Below are 17,183 nucleotides of genomic sequence, written 5' to 3'. Positions count from 1 at the left end.
AAAGGCTATGTAAAATGAATTCATTTTACATAGCCTTTACATTTTAATAAATTATTATTCCTCTAGTTTAGAGTGTTCAGAATAGGTGCGCCATTTTTCTAAACAAGCTTTAATATCTTCCGGTACTTCAGTATTAAATTGTAAAAATTTCCCTGTAGTTGGATGTGTAAAACCTAAGGTTTTTGCATGTAATGCTTGTCTTGGTAATACTTTAAAACAGTTATCTACGAATTGTTTGTATTTAGTAAACGTAGTTCCTTTTAAAATTGCGTTTCCACCATAACGCTCATCGTTAAAAAGCGTATGACCAATATGCTTAAAATGGGCTCTAATTTGATGTGTTCTACCCGTTTCCAGCTTACATTGCACTAATGTTACATACGTAAGTCTTTCTAATACTTTAAAATGAGTAACAGCATGTTTACCATGTTCCCCATCAGGGAAAACATCCATCTGTAAACGATTTTTAAAGCTACGTCCTATATTTCCTTCAATAGTACCTTCATCTTCTTCAATATTTCCCCAAACTAAAGCATAATACAAGCGTTCCGTGGTACGATCAAAAAACTGCTTAGATAAATGTGCCATTGCATATTCAGTCTTAGCAACCACCAACAATCCACTAGTATCTTTATCAATTCTATGTACTAAACCAGGTCGCTCATTTGAGTTCTTAGGTAAATTTTCAATATGGTGTATTAGTCCGTTAACCAATGTTCCAGAATAATTTCCATGCCCAGGGTGCACTACCATTCCTGCTGATTTGTTCACTACTATTACTTCATCATCTTCATACACTATATCAATAGGGATATCTTCTGCAACTAATAAGTTTTCGTGAGGTGGGTATGTTAATACAACTCTCACAACATCCTTAGGTTTTACTTTGTAGTTTGGCTTTACAGCAACATCATTTACCAAAACATTTCCTGCCTTAGCTGCTTGCTGTATTTTACTTCGAGTAGCATTTTCAATAAAATTCATTAAAAACTTATCTACTCGTAAAGGTACTTGTCCTTCTGTTGCTACGAATTTATGATGTTCGTATAAGTCATCATTTTCTATCTCTGGAGTGTTATCTTCCTGCATCAATCAATTATAAAAAATTAGTATCCATTACCATCACCTAAAATCAAGTCGATGGTTGTTTGTTTTGGTAACTTAGTTCCTGGCTCTATTTTTTGTCCGTTATGTTTTAATCCACGAACCACATCTTTTCCTATATCATGAACCCAAGTAACTTTTGTTCCTACCTTAAATCCAATAGAACGTAAATGTGTTGTTGCTTGACGCCTTGTACGCCCGTTTAAATTAGGCACTTCCACATCTCTATACTTTGACGGATTCAAGGTTAAGTATATCTTACGCTTTTCTTTTACAAAATCACCTGCTTCCGGATCTTGTTCAATAATTGATTTCTTTGGATAATCTGGGTTATAGCTAGCACTATCAATTACCACAAAATCTAAGTTCAACTCATCTAACTTTTGCTCAACGTCACTTAAAGACATTTTGTGCAAGTTAGGCACCTGTATTTTTTGATTATGATTCGTTGTAACTCCTAACCACCATTGTAAAACAAATACAAAAACAAGTATCGAAACAATTGCTATAATTACGTTTTTTAAAAAAGATTTACTTTTAATAAATTGAAATAAACCTTTAAACTTTTCTGTAAAATTACTCATATCATTTTTTTGTAAGATCGCACAAATTTACAGTAAAAATATTACTATTTTAAATTCAATAAGTCTTAAACGAGTTTTTTTGGTAAGTTTGTATAATCCAACGGTTGGATTTTAGGCAAACAATGATAAAAACAGTAATTGAAATACATTTGAAGTGAAAAAAAACATCGCTATTATTATGGGAGGTTATTCCTCAGAAGTAGGAATTTCTCTAAAAAGTGGTAATGTAGTTTACAAACATATTGATACAGAAACATATAACGCATATAAAATTCATATTTTAGAAGATAAATGGGTATATGTTGACGATAATGAAGCGGAATATCCGATAAATAAAAAAGATTTTTCAGTTGAAATTGAAGGACAAAAAATCACATTCGATTGTGTTTTTAATGCCATTCATGGTACACCTGGTGAAAACGGTGTTATCTTAGCTTACTTTGATCTTATTGGCTTAAAACACACCTCTGCCCCATTCTATCAAATGGCTTTAACCTTTAATAAGCGTGATACCTTAAGCGTGGTAAAACAATACGGAATAGCAACTGCTATTTCTATTTATCTTAATAAAGGTGATGAAATAGATTGTGATGCTTTTATTAAAAAAGTAGGACTTCCATGCTTTGTAAAACCAAACGGGGCAGGTTCTAGTTTTGGTATTTCAAAAGTATACAAGAAAGAAGAATTAATTCCGGCCATAGAAAAAGCTTATGAAGAAGATACTGAAATATTAATTGAAAGTTTTTTAGATGGTACTGAGGTTTCTGTAGGAGTAATTCAATATAAAGGAGAAACAAAAGTATTACCAATGACCGAAATTGTTTCTGAAAATGATTTCTTTGATTACAAAGCAAAATATGAAGGAGAATCACAAGAAATTACCCCTGCGCGTTTAACAGACTCTCAAAGAAAAAGAGTTAAAGAAGTAGCAAAACGTGTATATGAAATTTTAAACATGCGTGGTTTCTCTCGTTCTGAATATATTTTAGTTAACGATGAACCTCATTTTATAGAAATGAATACTGTTCCGGGACTAACCGAAGCTAGTATTTTACCACAGCAAGCCAATCATGCAGGTATTTCGTTGTCTCAATTATTTGGAAATGCTATTGAAATGGCTTTAAACGACAAAATATAATGAAAAGAGCAATTTTTCCTGGGTCTTTTGACCCAATTACTTTAGGACACTTAGATATTATTGAACGTGGCGTTACACTTTTTGATGAATTAATCATCGCAATTGGTGTAAATGCAGATAAAAAATATATGTTTTCTTTAGAAGAACGTAAGCGTTTTATAGAGGAGACTTTTAAACACGAACCAAAGATAAAAGTGCTTACCTATAGCGGACTTACCGTGAACTTTTGTAAAGAGCAAGATGCTCAATTCATTCTAAGAGGTTTACGTAACCCTGCTGATTTTGAGTTTGAAAAAGCTATCGCACATACCAACAGAAAACTTTCTGAAATTGAAACTGTTTTCTTGCTAACCTCTTCGGGTAAAAGCTATATTTCTTCATCTATTGTAAGAGATGTTATTAGAAACGATGGAGACTATACAGGCTTGGTTCCAGATGCTGTTAGAATTTAATCGCAGGGCGATAGCCAAGAAGTTAATTATCTAGGCTTACCTCTAAACACCTAAAATATTATTCATTGAAAAAGCTAGCTGTATTATTTCTACTAATTACTGTTGCTTGTAAACAAGAGTCAACAAAAGAAACAAAAAAATTTACTACGTTGTTTGAAACTTCAAATGGTACAGAAACTCCCATTTATCAAGAGGTTATTTCTTACTACAAAGATTTAGCTGACACCTATTCTGAAATTTCTTTGTTTGAAATAGCTACTACAGATATTGGGAAGCCTTTACACTTAGTTGTTTTCAATACAGATGGAAAAACTAATATTAAAGAGCTAAAGAACTCTTCAAAAAACAGAGTTTTAATCAACAATGGTATTCACCCAGGAGAGTCTGACGGAATTGATGCTTCCATGCTTTTATTAAGAGACATCGTTCAAAATGATTCTTTAAAAAACAAATACAAAAACTCATTGATTTGTGTTATTCCTGTCTATAATATTGGTGGTGCATTAAATAGAAACTCACATACAAGAACTAATCAAAATGGACCTAAAGAGTATGGTTTTAGAGGTAATGCTCGTAATTTTGACCTAAATCGTGATTTTATTAAACAAGACACTAAAAATGCGGCTGCTTTCGCTGAGATTTTTCATACTGTAAATCCCGATGTTTTTATTGATAATCATGTGAGCAACGGGGCAGATTACCAATATGCAATTACACATTTATTTACACAGCATAATAAATTAGGAGGAAAACTAGGTGAGTTTATTGAAACTAAAATGCGTCCTCAAATAGAACAATCTTTGGTAGAAAAAAACATTATTATTACTCCATATGTAAACGTTTGGGGAACTACTCCAGAAAATGGATGGTCTCAATTTTTTGATTCTCCTAGGTATTCTACTGGCTACACTACTCTATTCAACACATTAGGATTAATGGTTGAAACTCACATGTTGAAGCCATACAAAACTCGAGTAGAACAAACCTATGAATTGTTATTTTCTACTTTAGATTTTTCCGAAGATAATAGTCGTAAAATAAAAGACCTACGAAAAAATGCTGTTGATGTAATAATAAATAAGAAAACGTACCCCGTTGTATTTACAGTTGATAAGAATAATCCTACAGCTCTTCATTTTAAGGGATATGAAGGAACTTTTATAGACAGTAAAGTTACCAATGGAAAACGTTTGTTTTATGATAGAACAAAACCTTACAATAAAAAAGTTTCTTATTATAACAACTTTGTTCCTACCAAAGAAATCACCATACCTAAAGCCTATATATTAGAACAAGGTTGGCATAATGTTGTAGATCGATTACAAAATAATAAAATTGAATTTACTCGTTTTGAAAAAGATACCTTATTAACTGTCGAAGTTCAACACATAAAAGACTTTAACACTCGAAAAATGGCTTATGAAGGTCATTATTTACATTATAACACTACAGTATTAAAAAACAAAAAAGACATTTCATTAAAAAAGGGCGATATCTATATTCCAACTAACCAACAAGGCATTCGATATATTATAGAAACATTAGAAGCCGAAGCTACTGACTCTTTTTTTAATTGGAACTTCTTTGATACTATCTTACAACAAAAAGAAGGGTACTCTGCTTATGTTTTTGAGGATATTGCTGAGGGTTTCTTAAATGATAATCCTTTAATAAAAGAAGAGTTTATTAAGAAGCTAAAACTAGAGATAGATTTTGCTAAAAACCCACAAGCACAATTATACTGGATTTATCAAAAAACACCTCACTACGAAAAAGCACATAAGAAATTGCCTATTTTTAAGTTATATTAATAATTTTTTAACCTCTTAATTACATTTTCATACATTTGTTGCTGATTAGTAACTTAATCTAAATGAATAAAGAACCCTTGAAATCTGTTTGTGAGCAGAGAAATTTTGAAGAAATTTTTAATCAACACTCACAAACATTGAGAAACTATATATACTATAAATGTGGCGATACTCAGCAAGCTGAGGATATCGTACAAGAAGCATATATAAAATTATGGAGTAATTGCGCTAAAGTTATTTTTGAAAAAGCAAAATCTTACCTATATACAGTGGCTAACAATCATTTTTTAAATGATATAGCACACAAAAAAGTTGTTTTAGAACATCAAAAACAAAGTGTTTCTTCTGGTACAACTAATGAGACACCTCAGTATATTTTAGAAGAAGAGGAATTTCACACAAAACTTAAAAAAGCAATTGCCAACTTACCAGAAAAACAACGAGAAGTTTTTTTGCTTAGCAGAATAGATAAGAAAAAGTATAGTGAAATTGCAGATATCGTTGGAGTTTCTGTGAAAGCTGTAGAAAAAAGAATGAGTAAGGCGTTGCTAACTTTAAAGGAACAAATAGGTAAAGTATAACAGAAAATAATATTTGTAACAGGTAGGGTAATTAGTCTTTTACTTGTTTCTATACAAATAGCACGAATCATAGAAAATGAAAATAAATTATAAAGATGAAACTTTTTTAGCCAGATGGATAGCCAACGAGCTATCTACTGAAGAGTTGAAAGAGTTTCAACAAACAGAAGTTTATCATCAATTTAAAGCTATTGATGATGCTTCATTATTATTAAAAGCCCCTTCCTACAATAAAGAGGATGCTTTTAATAAAGTTATGAAAAACATAGAGCCTGCAAAAACTAACAAAAAAGTAGTGAAATTAATACCTACTTGGATGTACGGTGCGGTTGCCTCTATAGCATTATTAATTAGTTTTTTATATTTCAACAATAGTACTACTGATTTCTCTACAAATTATGGAGAGCAATTAACTATTACTTTACCAGACAACTCTAAAGCTCATTTATCACCTAAATCTACAATAACATACAAAAAGAGAAATTGGGATTATAAAAGAGTGTTATCTTTAAAAGGGGAGGCTTTTTTCGAAGTTGAGAAAGGAAAATCTTTTACTGTAAAATCTAATCAAGGTAATGTAACTGTATTAGGAACTAAATTTACTGTAAATACTTCAGAAGGTTACTTTGAAGTTAAATGTTATGAAGGGAAAGTAAAAGTTACTTCAAAGAATAAAGAAGAAGTTATTTTAACTAAAGGTAAAGCTTACCGAAATTATAGTAATTCTATTGAAAAATGGGAGTTTTTGGATAGCGTTCCTTCTTGGATAGTAGGTGAAAGTTCTTTTAACAATACTCCGTTACATCAAGTTATAAAAGCTTTAGAAAATCAATTCAAATTAAAATTTGACACTTCAAAAATAGATACCAATCAACGATTTACAGGTACTTTTACACATGAAGATGTTAATATAGCATTGCAAACTGTTTTTGCTCCTATGAAAATTTCTTATAAATTAGCAGAAAATAGTTCAGTTATATTGACATATAATAAATGAAGATAAAATTAAGTATACTTTTTATATGCTTAGCGATGTCTATTTTTTCTCAGGAAAAGGTAGACATTTCTTTTGTTGATGTGCCTTTATTAGATGTTTTAAAAGAAACAGAAACTAATTTTGGCGTAAAGTTTTCTTTTAATACAGAGATAATTCAAGGAAAAAACTTCTCTTTCAAAAAGGAGAAGTGTGAATTAGTATATCTCATTGGTGAGATTGAACGTCAAACTCCTTTGGTTTTTAACCAAATTAACAAACGCTATTACTATATAACTAAGGATTCAGACTTTGATACTAATGAGTATAATCTTTTAAAAGAAGTTCTTGTTACTAATTATATTACCTCTGGTATTAATAAAAAAAGAAATGGAGCTATATCTATTCTTCCTAAGCAGTTAGGTGTTTTACCTGGTTTAACTGAGCCTGATGTATTAGAAAGCTTAAAAATTATACCTGGTGTTCAAAGCCCTAATGAAACAGCAGCCGGTATTTATATAAGAGGAGGAACACCAAATCAAAACCTAATTTTGTGGGATGGAATAAAAATGTATTACTCTGGACACTTCTTCGGAATGATTTCTGCATTTAACCCCTACACTACTAAAGAAATTACTCTTTCTAAAAGTGGTACAGGAGCAAGATATGGAAATAGAGTTTCTGGTGTAATAGATATTAAAACAACAGAGAAAATTCCAGAGAAAATTACAGGTAACTTTGGATTAAATATGACGCATGCTGACGCGCTTCTTACAGTTCCTCTTTCTAAGAAAACAGCTCTTTCTTTTTCCGCTAGAAGGTCTTTTTCTGATATTTTAAAAACGTTTACTTTTAATAAAATATCTATGCGTGTTTTTCAAACATTTGATAATAATCAAGAAAATCAAATCATAGATAAGAATATTAAATTTAATAGAGATAATAAATTTAAATTTTTAGACTACACTACAAAGTTTGTGTATAAGCCTAATGAAAATGAATCTTTAAGCCTTAGTTTTTTACACACAAAAAACAAAATGTTTAATAACTTTGCTATTCCTTTTTATAAAGACAAATACAACGATGAATTAGATATTGACAATACTGGAGCAAGTATTAACTGGAAAAAACAATCAACTGAAAAAAAGACTCATAATATAAAAAGTTATTTTTCTAGTTTTCATTTACATTATAAAGGAAATTACAATTATATAGATGATTATCTTATTTTATCATCTGCCAAAAGTAATTCCTTAACAGATTTTGGTATTTCATACAACATGAACTATTCTTTTAACGATAGAACAGATTTGTTTTGGGGATATGACTTTACTTCAACTAAAGCTGCTTATGAGCTAAAATATTCTATTGATTTAGAAGGAGAGAACCGATATTCTTTATTACAAGAAGACAAAGCAACAAATAACACACATTCTGTCTTTGCAGAATACTTATACGACAACGATAATTGGAATATAAACTCTGGTATAAGGTTTAATTACTTTTCTAAGATTAATAAGTTTGTTTTAGAGCCTAGATTATACTTTGAAAAGAGACTAACATCAAGTTTAAGTGTTAAAGCTTCTTTTGAACAAAAGCATCAAACTCTAAGTCAAATAGTAGAATTTTTAACTTCAAGTTTAGGTTTTGATTTAGAAAATCAAATATGGGCGCAGGTAAATAACGATGATATTCCTCTTCAAAAAAGTTTGCAAGTTTCTTCTGGAATACTTTTTAATAAAAACAATTGGAAAATAGATATTGAACCTTACTATAAAAAAGTTAGTGGAATGACGTCACAAACTAGTGGCTATAATGATCAAACTGACGACTTTTCAAATGGTGAAGGAAAAGTATTTGGTATTGATATGTTAGTTAATAAAAAGTTTAATAATTATAGAACCTGGATTAATTACTCATACACTAAAAACAGTTTTAAATTCTTAGATTTAGAAAACAAGTACTTTCCTGCAAACCATGACATTACTAACTATTTTTCTTGGTCTCATGCATACAAGTTAAACAATTATGAATTCTCTCTTGGGTGGATTTATAGAACTGGTAATCCTTACACTGCCGTAAAAGAGTTTTACACTGACGAAGATGGTACCCCTCATATTAACTTAGATTCAGATAACATTAATGCTCTTAGGCTTCCTAACTATAGTCGATTAGACGCCTCAATGACTTACTCTTTTAATTTCTCTGAAAAATGGAAAGGTAAATTAGGGTTCTCATTACTTAATATCTTTAATAAAAAGAATATCTTGAGTAGAACCTACAGTTCTATTCCTATCCGAAATTCTAATGATGAAATTGAGTACCAACTAAAAGAAGCTGATAAAATGTCTTTAGGGGTTACCCCTAACTTTGTTTTTAGAGTTAGTTTTTAACTAAAAAGACTTTACAAAATGTAAAGCCTTTCTTCAGTTTAATAGTTTCTATATTGTTTTGTTTCGTCAAAAACATGTTCTAAAATTTGTTTTTCCCTTTCATCAAACTCAACACCTCTCCTTTTCATTACTACTTCTGCAACTTCAAAAACTTTATTTGTTTTATATTCAGTAAAACCTGAAGCTCCTCCCCAACTAAATGATGGAATAAAGTTTCTAGGAAATCCGCTTCCAAAAATGTTAGCTGAGACCCCCACAACTGTTCCAGTATTAAACATGGTATTAATTCCACACTTCGAATGATCTCCCATCATTAATCCGCAGAACTCCAATCCTGTTTTAGAGAAACGTCCTAACTCATAATTCCATAATTTAACTTCAGCATAATTATTTTTGAGGTTTGAATTATTACTATCTGCACCAATATTACACCACTCTCCTAACACTGAATTCCCTAAAAATCCGTCGTGACCTTTGTTTGAGTATCCAAATAATACCGAGTTATTCACCTCTCCTCCTACTTTACAATAAGGCCCTAAAGTAGTAGCTCCATAAATTTTTGCTCCTAACTTTAATACTGAATTTTCACACATAGCCAAAGCACCACGTACAACTACTCCTTCCATTATTTCAGCTTCCTTACCAATATAAATTGGACCTATTGAAGCATTTAATGTTGCAAAAGTCAGTTTAGCACCCTTCTCAACGAAAATATCATTTCTATTAACACAATTAACAGTTTCTGGTATTGGTTGAGACTTTCTACCTTCAGTAATTAAATCAAAGTCAGCTCTAATCGCTTTGTCATTTAATGAAAAAATATCCCAAGTATTTTTTATTTGAATTATATCATCTTCAAATTCTATATGCTCATAAGTATAAAAATCTACTTCATCTTGAGTGTCAGTCGTATAAAAAGCAATTACATCTTCACCTTTAAAAATAGCTTGATTAACTTGGAGATTTTTAACCATTTCAACCAGAGGTTTAGTTGGTAAAAAAGAGGCATTTAATAACACATTTTCTTCCATTTCAACCATTGGGTATTTCTCTTCTAAATACTCTTCTGTAACAGTTGTAGTTGTTAGACCTAAATACTTTTCCCATTTTTCTCTAATGGTTAAAATTCCTACTCTAATATCAGCTACTGGTCGTGTATATGTAAATGGTAGTAACGCTGTACGCACATCACCATCAAATAAAATATAATTCATATTAATCATTTTTTGAAGCAACACAAACTTACCACTTTCAATTCATTTTACAAGTCAAAATATAAACCTTACTTTTGTTATTATACATTCTTCAATATTTTACTATGAAAAAAATTTTAGGATTAATTTTAGTTGGTATTGCTGTTATAGCAGCGCTATACTACGCTTTTATTTATTTTGTTCCTTACAGTGAAGGAGTTCGCTCGGGTGAACTAATAAAAATTAGCTATAAAGGTGTGGTAGTAAAAACTTGGGAAGGTGAAATTAGCCAAGGTATTTCAGGTGCACAAATTTTTTCTTTTTCTGTAGAAGATGGCCAAAAAGAAGTTATTAAGAAGCTTCAAGAATACCAAGGTCGTTATGTAAAAGTGACTTATAAGGAACGTTTCGGAACCTTCTTTTGGTTAGGTGACACAAAACATTTTATAACCCATGTTGAAGAAGAACAATCTCCTCACTTTAGAGGAATAAAAAAAGACAATGAACAATAATAGTTATAGAAACATAGAAGATACTCATATTACTATTTCTGAGTTAATGCTTCCTTCTCATGCTAATTTTAGTGGCAAAATTCACGGTGGATACATTTTGAAGCTAATGGATCAAATTGCTTTTGCTTGTGCCTCTAAACATTCAGGAACTTATTGTGTAACAGCATCAGTAGATACTGTTAACTTTATTAATCCTATTGAAGTAGGTGAATTAGTTACCATGAAAGCCTCAATTAATTACGTAGGTAAAACTTCAATGGTCGTTGGTATACGAGTAGAAGCGCAAAATATACAAACAGGAAAGACCAAGCATTGTAATTCTTCTTATTTTACTATGGTTGCCAAAAAGGATAATGGTGACAATGCCAAAGTTCCTGGAATTATTATTAATGATGATAATGAAATGCGTCGTTTTTTAGAAGCTATCCATAGAATAAAAATGAAAAAAAATAGGCAAGAGAAGTTTGACAACGATAATTTTACTGCTAAAAACTACATTGAAGAGCTTAAAAATCATAATGTAAAGATTAAATTGTAACTATGCCTGAAATTATCGATTTAAGTCAAGATATTTTTGACGGAATGCCTGTTTACAAAAGCCTTCCACAAGTTAAAATGTCTGTACACAATACCCATGAAGAATGGGACGGAATTAAAAACCCTATTACTAAAACTCCTGCTGTATATAAACTAGAAATGGGAGAGCATACAGGAACTCATGTTGATGCTTTAAACCATATGGCTGCTAAACATAAAGGAAAATCGATAGATACCATGCCACTTTCTATGTTTTATACCGAAGGCATTTGTTTAGATTTTTCTCATAAAAACTTACAGGAATTAATTACTTCTGATGAAGTTAAAGAACAGTTAGAAAAAGAAAAACTCAGCATTAAAAAAGGTGATACTGTTCTTATTTGCACAAACCATTATACTAAACATTTTAATACTGAAAACTGGGGAAAAGGCCCAGGTATTACAGCTGAATGTGCTACTTGGTTAGGTGAGCAAAAAATTGCTGCTTTTGGTGTAGAAACTATGTCTCCTGGTGTTCCTAAAGTATCCAACAAAAAAGTACATCATATTTGTGGAGAAATGGGGTTTACTCATTATGAAAACATGATAAATCTAGATAAACTATTAGGCAAAGGTAGATTTCGTTTCATCGCTTTACCTTTAAAAATACGAGGAGGAACAGGCTCTCCTGTAAGAGCTGTTGCCATTTTTGAATAAAAAAATCCGAAGTTTAAGCTTCGGATTTTTTTATTCAATATATTGTATTTATTCTTACAACTTATTTGCTTAGATACATTTTACGTCTTGCATATAAATCGTAAAAAGCATCATCTCTAAGTGAATCTATAAACAGAATACTTTCTCCTGTCGATTTCATCTCAGGTCCTAAATTCTTATTTACATTAGGGAACTTATTAAAAGAGAATACAGGTTGCTTAATTGCAAAACCTTCTAACTGTGGATTGAAATTAAAATCAGTTACTTTTTTGTCTCCTAACATCACTTTTGTAGCATAGTTAACATAAGGTTCTTTATATGCTTTTGCTATAAACGGAACCGTACGAGATGCACGTGGGTTTGCTTCAATGATAAATACTTTATCATCTTTAATAGCAAACTGAATATTAATTAATCCAACCGTATCAAGTGCTAAAGCAATTGTTTTAGTATACTCTCTAATTTGTTCTAATACTAACTCTCCTAAGTTAAACGCTGGTAAAGTAGCATTTGAATCTCCTGAGTGAATTCCACAAGGCTCAATATGCTCCATAATTCCAATGATATATACATTTTCACCGTCACAAATTGCATCTGCTTCTGCTTCAATTGCTCCTTCTAAATAGTGATCCAACAATAATTTATTATTAGGAATTTTGCGTAATAAATCTACTACATGCTCTAATAACTCTTCTTTGTTAATCACAATTTTCATTCCTTGCCCTCCTAATACATATGATGGACGCACTAAAATTGGAAAATCTAATTCATCTGCTAACGCTAAAGCTTCATCAGCATTTTCTGCAACTCCAAACTCTGGATAAGGAATATTATTTTCTTTTAATAAGCTAGAGAAACTTCCACGATCTTCCGCTAAGTCTAACGCTTTATAGCTAGTTCCTAAAATCGGAATTCCGTAACGCTCTAACTTTTCAGCTAATTTCAAAGCTGTTTGTCCTCCTAACTGAACTATAACCCCTTCTGGTTTTTCATGCTTGATGATGTCATAGATATGTTCCCAGAAAACAGGCTCGAAGTATAATTTATCTGCTGTATCAAAATCGGTAGAAACAGTTTCTGGATTACAGTTAATCATAATAGTTTCATAACCGCACTCTTTTGCTGCATACACACCATGAACACAACAGTAGTCAAATTCAATACCTTGACCAATTCTATTAGGCCCAGAACCTAATACAATTACTTTTTTCTTATCAGAAACCACACTTTCGTTTGATACAGAAACGATACCATCCGCTGTTTCTATTTCACTTTCAAATGTTGAATAGTAATAAGGAGTTTGTGCTTTAAATTCCGCAGCACAAGTATCTACTAATTTGTAAACACGTTTTATTTTTAATTCCTCACGCTTTTTATACACTTCACTTTCTAAACATCCTAACATGTGAGCTATTTGACGATCACCATATCCTTTCTGTTTAGCCTCCAATAAAAGTTCTCTATCAAGTGTATCAACAGTATATTTAGAAATTTCTTTCTCTAACTCATGTAGCTCTTCATATTGACGTAAGTACCACATATCAATCTTAGTTATTGAATGTATTTTACTTAACGGAATTCCCATTTGAATTGCGTCGTAAATAGCAAATACTCTATCCCAAGAAGCATATGTTAATTTCTCAATAACTTGGTTATAGTCCTTATATCCTTTACCGTCAGCTCCAATTCCATTACGTTTAATCTCTAACGATTGCGTTGCTTTATGTAACGCCTCTTGGAACGAACGTCCAATCCCCATTACTTCTCCAACCGCTTTCATTTGTAAACCTAACGTTCTATCAGAACCTTCAAACTTATCAAAGTTCCAACGAGGAATTTTTACAATTACATAATCTAATGTTGGTTCAAATAATGCTGAAGTTGACTTAGTAATTTGGTTATCTAACTCATCTAAAGTATAACCAGTAGCTAATTTAGCTGCAATTTTTGCAATTGGATATCCAGTTGCTTTTGATGCTAATGCTGATGAACGAGATACACGTGGGTTAATTTCAATCGCAATAATATCTTCTTTCTCGTCTGGTGAAACCGCAAATTGTACGTTACATCCTCCAGCAAACTCACCAATAGAACGCATCATTTTGATTGCCATATCACGCATTTTTTGGAACGTTTTGTCCGATAATGTCATGGCTGGAGCTACTGTAATAGAATCTCCTGTATGGATTCCCATTGGATCCATATTTTCAATAGAACAGATAATTACAACGTTATCGTTATCATCACGTAATAACTCTAACTCATATTCTTTCCATCCCATCATTGCTTTATCAATCATTACCTCATGAATTGGAGAAATCTCTAATCCTCTTGATAACGATTCTTCAAATTCTTTCTCATCATATACGATAGATGCTCCTGCTCCTCCTAATGTGAAAGAAGCTCTAATACATAATGGAAACCCGAACTCCTGCGCTATTTCTTTTCCTTTTAAAAATGACGTTGCAGTAGCTTGAGGTGCCATTGGCACGCCAATTTTTTCCATTAATAAGCGGAACTTATCTCTATCCTCTGTAATATTAATAGCATCAATATCTACTCCTATGATTTCAACATCAAAGTCTTTCCAAATTCCTTTTTCGTCAGCTTCAATACAAAGATTTAATGCAGTTTGCCCTCCCATAGTAGGTAAAACAGCATCAATTTGTGGGTGCTCTTTTAAGATTTGAACAATAGACTTCGTATTAAGCGGCAACAAGTATACATGATCAGCCATCGAAGGGTCTGTCATAATTGTTGCAGGATTCGAATTAATTAAGATAGTTTCAATACCATCTTCTCTCAAAGATCTTAACGCTTGAGATCCTGAATAATCAAATTCACATGCTTGACCAATAACAATTGGCCCAGATCCAATAATTAAAATCGATTTAAGGTCTTGTCTTTTAGGCATTTTAATTTGTGTTGTGTTGTGATGTAAAAATAAAAATTGTTTGGTTATAAAAAAAGGCGATACTTAACAGTAACGCCTTTAAAAAATTAACAATAGTTAATCATTATTTCTTTGGTCTAGATTCAGATGAAACAGACAATTTCTTTCTTCCTTTTGCTCTTCTTCTAGCTAATACTTTACGTCCATTAGCAGAAGCCATTCTTTCGCGGAAACCGTGTTTGTTTCTTCTTTTTCTCTTCGATGGTTGGTACGTTCTTTTACTCATTACAGTATATCTTAAATATCTTCTTTAAAAATGTTTTGCTTTTGTGAAATTCCGTCTGCTAAAAGCGTTGGCAAATATACAACAGTTTTTCAGTCTGACAAACCCTTGTTTTATTTTTTTTAAAAAAAAGTTTGTTTGGCAAACATACATAATTTTTCTGTACGTTTTTTATCTTTTTTATTTGTTCTAATTGCCAGACTTCTTACTTTTGCCCAAACCTAACAGCACCATGAATAACACAAAATACGTTTTTGTAACCGGAGGCGTAACTTCATCACTAGGGAAGGGAATTATAGCCGCTTCTTTAGCCAAATTATTACAAGAAAGAGGATACTCAGTAACCATTCAAAAATTAGATCCATATATTAATATAGATCCAGGAACATTAAACCCATACGAACATGGAGAATGTTATGTTACCGATGATGGGGCTGAAACCGATTTAGATTTAGGACACTACGAACGTTATTTAAACATTCCTACTTCACAAGCTAATAATGTTACTACAGGTAGAATTTATCAATCTGTAATAAATAAAGAGCGTAAAGGAGAGTTTTTAGGAAAAACTGTTCAAGTAATTCCTCATATTACCGATGAAATTAAGAACAGAATCCAAATCTTAGGAAATACAGGTGATTACGATATTGTAATTACTGAAATTGGAGGAACCGTTGGTGATATTGAATCATTACCATATATAGAAGCAGTTCGTCAATTACAGTGGGATTTAGGAGAGGATAATGCAATTGTTATCCACCTAACCTTAGTTCCTTACTTAGCAGCCGCTGGTGAATTAAAAACCAAGCCTACACAACACTCTGTGAAAACATTAATGCAAAGTGGTGTTAAACCTGATATTTTAGTATGTCGTTCAGAGCACGAAATTTCTGATGATATTAAACGTAAACTAGCGTTATTTTGCAATGTTAAAAAGCAAAATGTAATACAATCGTTAGATGCTGAGACTATTTATGATGTTCCTAACCTTATGTTTAAAGAAGGGTTGGATTATGTTGTATTAGATAAATTAAACTTATCTACACGTAAACAACCTAATTTAAAAACATGGAATAAGTTTTTAGAACGTCACAAAAACCCTACCTCTAGTATTGAAATTGGTTTAGTTGGAAAATATGTTGAATTGCACGACTCGTATAAATCAATTACAGAAGCCTTTATCCATGCAGGAGCAGCAGCTAGTAATAAAACAAAGGTTAACGTTCGTTGGATTCATTCTGAAGAATTAACACCTGAAAACGCTGCTAAGCAATTAGAAGGTTTAAACGGTGTATTAGTTGCACCTGGATTTGGTGACAGAGGAATTGAAGGTAAAATTGCAGCAGTACAATATGTACGTGAAAACAATATACCTTTCTTAGGTATTTGTTTAGGAATGCAAATGGCAGTTATTGAGTTTGCTAGAAATGTGTTAGGTCTTAAAGATGCAAACTCTACCGAAATGACCCCTAAAGTAGCACACCCAGTTATTAACTTAATGGAAGAGCAAAAAGATGTTACTGAAAAAGGTGGTACCATGCGTTTAGGAGCTTGGGACTGTCAATTAACACAAGATTCTAAAGTTTTTCAAGCTTATAAAGAAGAATTAATAAGTGAGCGTCACCGTCATAGATTTGAATATAACAACGATTATAAAGAACAATTAGAAAGTGCTGGTATGAAAACAGCAGGTGTTAACCCTAAAACTGGGTTAGTAGAAATTGTTGAAATCGATTCACACCCTTGGTTTGTTGGAGTTCAATATCATCCAGAATATAAGAGTACGGTGTTAAATCCACACCCTTTGTTTGTAGGTTTCATTAAAGCTGCTTTAAAACAATCAAAAAAATAAATTAAAAATCCTGTAACTAAAAATTGCAGGATTTTTTATTGACAAAAAAGTGGAACGCTGTTTGAACTACCATTACTAACGAAATTATTCATCGTAAAACCTCAAAAAAACTAGAGGGTTTTACTACCTTTGTCCGGTTTTTCAGCTTTCAAGAAAAACTTTAAATGACAAGTTGACATTT

Annotated in this window: 15 protein-coding genes; 10 read left to right on the top strand and 5 right to left on the bottom strand. The window is 31.7% G+C overall.

What is annotated here, in order from left to right:
- Nucleotides 1-54 precede the first annotated feature (54 nt).
- Nucleotides 55-1,089 (bottom strand): RluA family pseudouridine synthase, encoded by a 1,035-nt coding sequence (locus ACQYZ7_RS15300; protein ID WP_430730585.1) that lies wholly within the window; start codon nt 1,087-1,089, stop codon nt 55-57.
- Between the two features lie 17 nt (nt 1,090-1,106).
- Complete coding sequence (locus ACQYZ7_RS15295) at nt 1,107-1,688, bottom strand: PASTA domain-containing protein (protein WP_430730584.1); 582 nt, start codon at nt 1,686-1,688, stop codon at nt 1,107-1,109.
- Nucleotides 1,689-1,842: 154 nt separating this feature from the next.
- Between ACQYZ7_RS15295 and ACQYZ7_RS15290 the strand changes: the two genes are divergently transcribed.
- The 6 genes from ACQYZ7_RS15290 (at nt 1,843) to ACQYZ7_RS15265 (ending at nt 9,036) form a co-directional block, all read left to right on the top strand.
- Nucleotides 1,843-2,826, top strand: coding sequence for a D-alanine--D-alanine ligase (locus ACQYZ7_RS15290; RefSeq protein WP_430730583.1), 984 nt, complete (start codon nt 1,843-1,845; stop codon nt 2,824-2,826).
- Nucleotides 2,826-3,278, top strand: a complete 453-nt coding sequence (coaD, locus tag ACQYZ7_RS15285; RefSeq protein ID WP_303510865.1) for a pantetheine-phosphate adenylyltransferase — start codon at nt 2,826-2,828, stop codon at nt 3,276-3,278. The genes ACQYZ7_RS15290 and coaD overlap by 1 nt, the downstream gene beginning before the upstream one ends.
- A gap of 65 nt (nt 3,279-3,343) precedes the next feature.
- The gene (locus tag ACQYZ7_RS15280; protein ID WP_430730582.1) at nt 3,344-5,089 is read left to right on the top strand and encodes a M14 family metallopeptidase; all 1,746 of its coding nucleotides are present in this window, start codon (nt 3,344-3,346) and stop codon (nt 5,087-5,089) included.
- Nucleotides 5,090-5,151: 62 nt separating this feature from the next.
- On the top strand, nt 5,152-5,670 hold the full coding sequence (locus tag ACQYZ7_RS15275) for an RNA polymerase sigma factor (protein ID WP_430730581.1): 519 nt from the start codon (nt 5,152-5,154) through the stop codon (nt 5,668-5,670).
- Between the two features lie 76 nt (nt 5,671-5,746).
- Nucleotides 5,747-6,667, top strand: coding sequence for a FecR family protein (locus ACQYZ7_RS15270; protein ID WP_430730580.1), 921 nt, complete (start codon nt 5,747-5,749; stop codon nt 6,665-6,667).
- Nucleotides 6,664-9,036 carry a TonB-dependent receptor plug domain-containing protein gene (locus tag ACQYZ7_RS15265; RefSeq protein WP_430730579.1) on the top strand — a complete coding sequence of 791 codons (2,373 nt, stop codon included), beginning with the start codon at nt 6,664-6,666 and terminating at the stop codon, nt 9,034-9,036. Before ACQYZ7_RS15270 ends, ACQYZ7_RS15265 begins: the two co-directional genes overlap by 4 nt.
- Nucleotides 9,037-9,074: 38 nt before the next feature.
- On the opposite strand, the gene ACQYZ7_RS15260 is transcribed toward ACQYZ7_RS15265, so the two are convergent.
- Nucleotides 9,075-10,250: a GlmU family protein gene (locus ACQYZ7_RS15260; RefSeq protein ID WP_430730578.1), complete on the bottom strand. Its 1,176-nt coding sequence runs from the start codon at nt 10,248-10,250 to the stop codon at nt 9,075-9,077.
- A gap of 104 nt (nt 10,251-10,354) precedes the next feature.
- On the opposite strand from ACQYZ7_RS15260, the gene ACQYZ7_RS15255 reads away from it, so the two are divergent.
- Genes ACQYZ7_RS15255 through ACQYZ7_RS15245 form a run of 3 tightly spaced genes read left to right on the top strand, consistent with a single transcriptional unit; the run spans nt 10,355 to nt 11,974 of the window.
- Nucleotides 10,355-10,741, top strand: coding sequence for a 6-phosphogluconate dehydrogenase (locus ACQYZ7_RS15255; protein WP_430730577.1), 387 nt, complete (start codon nt 10,355-10,357; stop codon nt 10,739-10,741).
- Nucleotides 10,731-11,279 carry an acyl-CoA thioesterase gene (locus ACQYZ7_RS15250; RefSeq protein ID WP_430730576.1) on the top strand — a complete coding sequence of 183 codons (549 nt, stop codon included), beginning with the start codon at nt 10,731-10,733 and terminating at the stop codon, nt 11,277-11,279. The genes ACQYZ7_RS15255 and ACQYZ7_RS15250 overlap by 11 nt, the downstream gene beginning before the upstream one ends.
- A gap of 2 nt (nt 11,280-11,281) precedes the next feature.
- A complete protein-coding gene (locus ACQYZ7_RS15245; RefSeq protein ID WP_430730575.1) occupies nt 11,282-11,974 on the top strand; it encodes a cyclase family protein in 693 nt (230 codons plus the stop codon).
- A 61-nt stretch (nt 11,975-12,035) separates the two neighbouring features.
- Here the strand turns inward: ACQYZ7_RS15245 and carB are convergent, their stop codons facing one another.
- Both carB and rpmH read right to left on the bottom strand, forming a co-directional pair.
- Nucleotides 12,036-14,888 (bottom strand): carbamoyl-phosphate synthase large subunit, encoded by a 2,853-nt coding sequence (gene carB, locus ACQYZ7_RS15240; RefSeq protein WP_430730574.1) that lies wholly within the window; start codon nt 14,886-14,888, stop codon nt 12,036-12,038.
- 103 nt (nt 14,889-14,991) lie between these two features.
- Nucleotides 14,992-15,153 carry a 50S ribosomal protein L34 gene (gene rpmH, locus ACQYZ7_RS15235; protein WP_028891113.1) on the bottom strand — a complete coding sequence of 54 codons (162 nt, stop codon included), beginning with the start codon at nt 15,151-15,153 and terminating at the stop codon, nt 14,992-14,994.
- A gap of 229 nt (nt 15,154-15,382) precedes the next feature.
- Here rpmH and ACQYZ7_RS15230 point away from each other — a divergent pair, with 229 nt between their 5' ends.
- Complete coding sequence (locus ACQYZ7_RS15230; RefSeq protein WP_115901469.1) at nt 15,383-17,002, top strand: CTP synthase; 1,620 nt, start codon at nt 15,383-15,385, stop codon at nt 17,000-17,002.
- The last annotated feature ends 181 nt before the right edge of the window (nt 17,003-17,183 follow it).

Source organism: Tenacibaculum sp. SDUM215027 (assembly GCF_050566205.1).
GTDB lineage: Bacteria > Bacteroidota > Bacteroidia > Flavobacteriales > Flavobacteriaceae > Polaribacter.
This window is presented reverse-complemented; position numbering and strand designations above follow the sequence as displayed.

Bases quoted from the DNA above. Each gene is read 5' to 3' on its own strand.
- ACQYZ7_RS15300 (WP_430730585.1), bottom strand. From the start codon at position 1,089: ATGCAGGAAGATAACACTCCAGAGATAGAAAATGATGACTTATACGAA.
- ACQYZ7_RS15295 (WP_430730584.1), bottom strand. From the start codon at position 1,688: ATGAGTAATTTTACAGAAAAGTTTAAAGGTTTATTTCAATTTATTAAA.
- coaD (WP_303510865.1), top strand. From the start codon at position 2,826: ATGAAAAGAGCAATTTTTCCTGGGTCTTTTGACCCAATTACTTTAGGA.
- ACQYZ7_RS15275 (WP_430730581.1), top strand. From the start codon at position 5,152: ATGAATAAAGAACCCTTGAAATCTGTTTGTGAGCAGAGAAATTTTGAA.
- ACQYZ7_RS15270 (WP_430730580.1), top strand. From the start codon at position 5,747: ATGAAAATAAATTATAAAGATGAAACTTTTTTAGCCAGATGGATAGCC.
- ACQYZ7_RS15265 (WP_430730579.1), top strand. From the start codon at position 6,664: ATGAAGATAAAATTAAGTATACTTTTTATATGCTTAGCGATGTCTATT.
- ACQYZ7_RS15260 (WP_430730578.1), bottom strand. From the start codon at position 10,250: ATGAATTATATTTTATTTGATGGTGATGTGCGTACAGCGTTACTACCA.
- ACQYZ7_RS15255 (WP_430730577.1), top strand. From the start codon at position 10,355: ATGAAAAAAATTTTAGGATTAATTTTAGTTGGTATTGCTGTTATAGCA.
- ACQYZ7_RS15250 (WP_430730576.1), top strand. From the start codon at position 10,731: ATGAACAATAATAGTTATAGAAACATAGAAGATACTCATATTACTATT.
- ACQYZ7_RS15245 (WP_430730575.1), top strand. From the start codon at position 11,282: ATGCCTGAAATTATCGATTTAAGTCAAGATATTTTTGACGGAATGCCT.
- carB (WP_430730574.1), bottom strand. From the start codon at position 14,888: ATGCCTAAAAGACAAGACCTTAAATCGATTTTAATTATTGGATCTGGG.
- rpmH (WP_028891113.1), bottom strand. From the start codon at position 15,153: ATGAGTAAAAGAACGTACCAACCATCGAAGAGAAAAAGAAGAAACAAA.
- ACQYZ7_RS15230 (WP_115901469.1), top strand. From the start codon at position 15,383: ATGAATAACACAAAATACGTTTTTGTAACCGGAGGCGTAACTTCATCA.